A 5,121-nucleotide genomic window follows, 5' to 3' on the forward strand; every position below is an offset into this window, starting at 1 on the left:
GGATCATGATCGACCACGCCCATTCCATCGTCATCGGCGAAACCGCGGTGGTGGGTGACAACGTGTCGATGCTGCATTCGGTGACGCTGGGCGGCACCGGCAAGGAAGACGGCGACCGTCACCCCAAGATCGGCGACGGCGTGCTGATCGGCGCGGGTGCCAAGGTGCTGGGCAACATCAAGGTCGGTGCCAATTCCCGCATCGCCGCGGGTTCGGTGGTGCTGGAGGATGTGCCCTGCTGCAAGACCGTGGCCGGGGTTCCCGCCAAGATCGTGGGCGAGGCCGGCTGCGCCCAGCCCGCGCTGTCGATGAACCATTCGCTGAGCGCCGAATAAGCGCTCAGAGCCCCCGCAGGAAGCCCGCCAGATCATCCGTGCGATGATGCACATGGGCGTGGGATTCCGGGTCGGGGGTTTCCGCCTCGGGCCCGACCAGAACCGTCCGCATTCCCAGCGCATGCGGCACCTTGAGGTTGCGCAGGTCATCCTCGAACATCGCCGCGCGGGACGGGTCCAGCCCGGCCAGACCAAAGACCGTCTCGAAAGCCTCGGCCTGCGGTTTCGGCCGGTAGCCCGCGTCCTCGACGCCATAGACCGCCTCGAAGAGGCCCTCGAGCCCCCGGGCCTCCAGCACCTTGCGGGCATAGGGGGCCGAGCCGTTGGTATAGACGATGCGCCGTCCTTTCAGCGCGAGGATGGCGTCCCGCAGCTCGGGATCGGGCTCCAGCACCGAAAAGTCGATGTCGTGCACTTCGACCAGATAGGGCACCGGATCGACCGCGTGATGCGCCATCAGCCCGGCCAGCGTCGTGCCATAGGTCAGCCAGTAATCGCGCCGCAGGCGGTCTGATTCCGCCCGGTCCGCCCCCGTCACCCGCATGACGAAATCGGTCATCTTCACGTCGATCTGGTCAAACAGCCGGACCCGCGGGTGATAGAGCGTGTTGTCGAGGTCGAAGACCCAGGTATCGACATGCTGGAAATGTTCGTGCGCCATGGCCAAGGGCTACCGGCAAGGCGGCTGCGGCACAAGATGCCAGGGCGCGAATCAGGGCTTTTCACCGCCCGCGCCCGACACTAGTCTTCGCCCCCTCGGAGGACCCGCATGAACGACCAGCGCCAACCCCTGCTCGACGCCTATTCGCTGATCCTGGCGGCGATCGACGACGGGGTCTACAAACCCGGCGACCGGCTGGTCGAATCGGAACTGGCCGAACGCTTCGGCGTCTCGCGCACGCCCATTCGCGAGGCCCTGCAACGGCTTGAGACGCAAAGCCTGCTGACCCGCGACGGCCGCTCGCTGATCGTGGCCTCGCTCGATCACAACCAGCTGGCGGAGCTCTATGTGGTCCGCGCCCAGCTCGAAGGGCTGGCGGCGCGGCTGGCGGCGAAACACGCCTCGGTCGAGGAAGTACGCGTCCTGCGCGACATGGTGAATGACGACCGGCGGCTGATGAACGACCCCAAGGCGCTGAGCCGAGCCAACAAGCGCTTTCACAAGCAGATCCACCTGGCCAGCCACAACCGCTTTCTGGTGCAGCAACTGGACCTTGTGCACCGCTCGATGGCGCTGCTGGCCACGACCTCGCTGGAAGCGGAAGGGCGGGGTCGCACCGCGCTCGACGAGCATGAGGCGATTGTCGAGGCCATCGCCCGCGGCGATGGCGAGGCCGCCGACCGGGCCCTGCGCGAGCATATCAGCCGCGCTTTCGAGACGCGGCTGAAGCTCGAATCGGGCGACCGGCGCAAGGCGCGCTGACCGGGTCAGACGTAGCTGACCGCGGCGGCGCCGTCATGCAGCCCGTGGGTCGTCTTGTCCCAGTAGAAGGGCTTTGCCACCAGCTCCCAGCAGCCTTTCCAGGCAGCGACGACCGCCAGCGGGAAATACAGGTGCAGGCTCAGCGTCCAGATTCGCAGGAAACGGTGTTGCGTGCCCTGCAGCGCCAGGATGTTGATGGCCAGCGACATCACCTCGATGCCAAGAAAGAGCACCGCCACCGTGTCGGCGGAGCGCGACGTCATCTCGGTCGCGAAGGGATGGCCGAACCCGAACAGCAGCAGCCAGAAGCTCCACAGAATCGGCGCGAACAGGAACTGGATCAGCGTCCCGAGAAACAGCACCTGCACCCCGGCGAATTTCCACGGGCCCAGTTGCCGCCACAGCAATCCCGGGTCGCGCATGTGCACGGCATAGGTCATGCCATAGCCTTTCAGCCAGCGGGACCGTTGCTTGATCCAGGGCCAGACCCGGCAATTCGCCTCTTCCAGCGTGACTGAGGCGACCAGATCCGTCCGGTAGCCGTGCCGCGCGAGTCTGAGCCCGAGATCGGCATCCTCGGTCACGTTATGCGCGTCCCAGCCGCCGAGCTCCTCAAGGATGGCCCGGCGGAAGAACAGGGTCGTGCCCCCCAGCGGCACCACCAGCCCCAGGCGCGCCAGCCCCGGCAGGATCAGGCGGAACCAGGCGGCGTATTCGATGGTGAAACAACGGCTCAGCCAGTTGGTCCGGGGGTTCACGTAATCGAGGATGCCCTGCACGCAGGCCAGCGACGGTCCGCCGGCGTCGAACACCTCGATCACGCGAAGCAGCTGATCGGGAGCCGGCGCATCCTCAGCATCATAGACGCCGATGATCGACCCGCGGGCGAAGTTCAGGGCATAGTTCAGGGCGCGCGGCTTGGTCCTGAGCGGTGCGTTCGGCACCGGGATGACCCGCATCCAGTCGGGTAACCGGGTCCCGGCCAGGGCGGCCCGGGTCAGCTGGTCGTCCTCCTCGACCACCAGCATGACATCGAGCAATTCCCGGGGATAGGTCAGCGCGCCCAGCCGCTTGACCAGCCGCGGCGCGATGTCGGGCTCGCGAAACAGCGGCACCATGATCGAGAGTGTCGGCTTGCGGCTCTGCGGCGCCGGGGGGCTCTGGCTGGGCCCGCGGCGCAGCGCGCGCAGCTGCGCGATGGTCGCGGCCAGCTTCATCAGGTTGCCCGCGAGCAGGAACAGCAGGACCACGGCGAAGACGGCGAAGAAGGTCACACCCGGCGCGATCGCCGCCGACAGGCCCAGAAGCAAGGCGGCCAGCAGAATCCGGCGGCTGAAGCGCCGCGCATCCCACATCCGGCAGCTTTCCGTCGCCGCGACGCAGGTTTCCGCCATCAGCCGCAGGGCGGATTGACGCGATCGGAGCAGGGCGCGGTGCAGCTCGGCTTCGGGCAGCACGGCCATGACGACCGGGCCCAGCCGTGCCTCCAGCTCGGGTCTGTGGGTCTCGAACGCGTCGGGCGTGGCCGTGCCGACCACGGTGACCGCCCCCGCCCGCGACCAGGGCAGGCAGCCGATCTGCAGGCAGCGGCGCGGCCCCAGACGGTCGATCAGGCGCGGATCGGGGCGGCCCTGGCGGGTATCGACGATGGTTGTGCCGAATTGCTCGGCCAGCGCGGCCACGATGTCCTCCTCGCTGGCCATGCCATGGGCGCGCAGGATATCGCCCAACCGCGCCTGCTTGCGGCTTTGCAATTCCAGCGCCCGGACCAGATCGGCCGCATGGATCGCGCCGCGTCGCAGGAGGATCGTGCCGAGGGGCGTGCGGACCGGAGGGGGCCGAGGGGGCAAGGGGAGCGCCACCTCTGCGGGGGGGCGCGACGGCAAAAGAGCCTCAACGCCCGGCACATCGGGCTCTTCACACGCGTGCCCCATAGACACCCCCACACACACTAAAGCGAGGAGTCTTGGCGAGAGAAGGTTAACAGATCGTTAACGGCCCTGCCGCGCTGCCGGAGCCCTCGCGGGGAGGGCCGACGAAAGGCAGGAACGGCGCGCGACAAAGAGGGCCGCGCGCCCTCGTGTCAGGCGGCGCTGGCCGCCTTGCGTGCGGCCATGGCGGCGGCGAAACGCTCGAACAGGTAATAGCTGTCCTGCGGGCCGGGGCTGGCCTCGGGGTGGTATTGCACCGAGAAGACCGGCCGGTCGGCCATGCGGATCCCGCAGTTCGAGCCGTCGAAGAGCGAGAAATGCGTCTCGACCACACCCTTGGGCAGGGTCTGGCTGTCGACGGTGAAACCGTGGTTCATCGAGGTGATCTCGACCTTGCCGGTGTCGTTGTCCTTGACCGGGTGGTTGGCACCGTGGTGGCCGTGGTTCATCTTGACCGTGCGGGCCCCCAGGGCCAGCGCCAGCATCTGGTGGCCGAGGCAGATGCCGAAGACCGGCAGATCGGCCGCCAGAACGCCCTTGATCATCGGCACGGCGTAATCGCCGGTCGCCGCCGGATCGCCCGGGCCATTCGACAGGAAGACGCCATCGGGGTTCAGCGCCAGCACCTCTTCGGCGGTGGCATTGGCCGGCAGAACGGTCACGTCACAGCCGGCCGAGGCCAGGCAGCGCAGGATGTTCTTCTTGGCGCCATAGTCGATGGCGACCACCTTGTGCAGGGGCTCGGTCTGGGGCTTGTAGCCCTCGGGCCAGGCCCAACGCATCTCGTTCCAGCGGTAGGATTGGGCGCAGGTCACGTCCTTGGCCAGATCGAGGCCGACGAGCCCCTTCCAGCCGCGGGCCTTGCCCAGCAGACGCTCGATGTCGAAATTGCCTTCGGGGTCATGGGCCAGCGCCACATGCGGGGCGCCCAGCTGGCGGATCGCCCGGGTCAGGCGGCGGGTGTCGATGCCGCCGATGCCGATCCGGCCCTGCCGGGTCATCCAGGCGGTCAGCTCGCCCGCCGCGCGCCAGTTCGAGGGTTCGGTCGGATCCCATTTAACCACCATGCCCTCGGCCGTGGCCTTGCTGGCCTCGTCATCGTCGTCATTGACGCCGACATTGCCGATATGGGGGAAGGTGAAGGTCACGACCTGCCCGGCATAGGAGGGATCGGTCATGATCTCCTGATAGCCGGTCATCGCGGTGTTGAAACACAGTTCCGCCACCGTCTCGCCGGTCGCGCCGAAACCGTGACCGTAGAAGATGGTGCCGTCGGCGAGAACAAGGCATGCGGTCGGGCGCGGCTGCGCGGGGGCTGCGGACATCGGACGGCTCCTGTCTGTATCCGCCCGTCCTTACGGGGAAGGGCGGGGGGAATCAAGGGGCCGTTCAGGGGGAGGGGCGGGGGGGGGGGGGGGGGGGGGGGGGCGCG

Annotated in this window: 5 protein-coding genes; 2 read left to right on the forward strand and 3 right to left on the reverse strand. The window is 67.9% G+C overall.

Annotated features, from left to right (window positions below; genetic code table 11):
* Positions 1-335, forward strand: a 335-nt coding sequence (locus VDQ18_RS22690) for a serine O-acetyltransferase (RefSeq protein WP_416235143.1), incomplete at its 5' end; no start/stop codon positions are given.
* Between the two features lie 4 nt (positions 336-339).
* Here VDQ18_RS22690 and VDQ18_RS22695 read toward each other — a convergent pair.
* Positions 340-996, reverse strand: a complete 657-nt coding sequence (locus VDQ18_RS22695) for a pyrimidine 5'-nucleotidase (RefSeq protein WP_323023131.1) — start codon at positions 994-996, stop codon at positions 340-342.
* 108 nt (positions 997-1,104) lie between these two features.
* Between VDQ18_RS22695 and VDQ18_RS22700 the strand changes: the two genes are divergently transcribed.
* Positions 1,105-1,758 (forward strand): GntR family transcriptional regulator, encoded by a 654-nt coding sequence (locus VDQ18_RS22700; protein WP_107749593.1) that lies wholly within the window; start codon positions 1,105-1,107, stop codon positions 1,756-1,758.
* A 5-nt stretch (positions 1,759-1,763) separates the two neighbouring features.
* On the opposite strand, the gene VDQ18_RS22705 is transcribed toward VDQ18_RS22700, so the two are convergent.
* Positions 1,764-3,608: a glycosyltransferase family 2 protein gene (locus VDQ18_RS22705; protein WP_323023132.1), complete on the reverse strand. Its 1,845-nt coding sequence runs from the start codon at positions 3,606-3,608 to the stop codon at positions 1,764-1,766.
* A gap of 233 nt (positions 3,609-3,841) precedes the next feature.
* Positions 3,842-5,014 carry a glutamine-hydrolyzing carbamoyl-phosphate synthase small subunit gene (gene carA, locus VDQ18_RS22710; protein WP_323023133.1) on the reverse strand — a complete coding sequence of 391 codons (1,173 nt, stop codon included), beginning with the start codon at positions 5,012-5,014 and terminating at the stop codon, positions 3,842-3,844.
* Positions 5,015-5,121: the final 107 nt, after the last annotated feature.

Origin of the sequence: Pararhodobacter sp., from assembly GCF_034676075.1 — a bacterium.
GTDB lineage: Bacteria > Pseudomonadota > Alphaproteobacteria > Rhodobacterales > Rhodobacteraceae > Pararhodobacter.

Bases quoted from the DNA above. Each gene is read 5' to 3' on its own strand.
- VDQ18_RS22695 (WP_323023131.1), bottom strand. From the start codon at position 996: ATGGCGCACGAACATTTCCAGCATGTCGATACCTGGGTCTTCGACCTC.
- VDQ18_RS22700 (WP_107749593.1), top strand. From the start codon at position 1,105: ATGAACGACCAGCGCCAACCCCTGCTCGACGCCTATTCGCTGATCCTG.
- carA (WP_323023133.1), bottom strand. From the start codon at position 5,014: ATGTCCGCAGCCCCCGCGCAGCCGCGCCCGACCGCATGCCTTGTTCTC.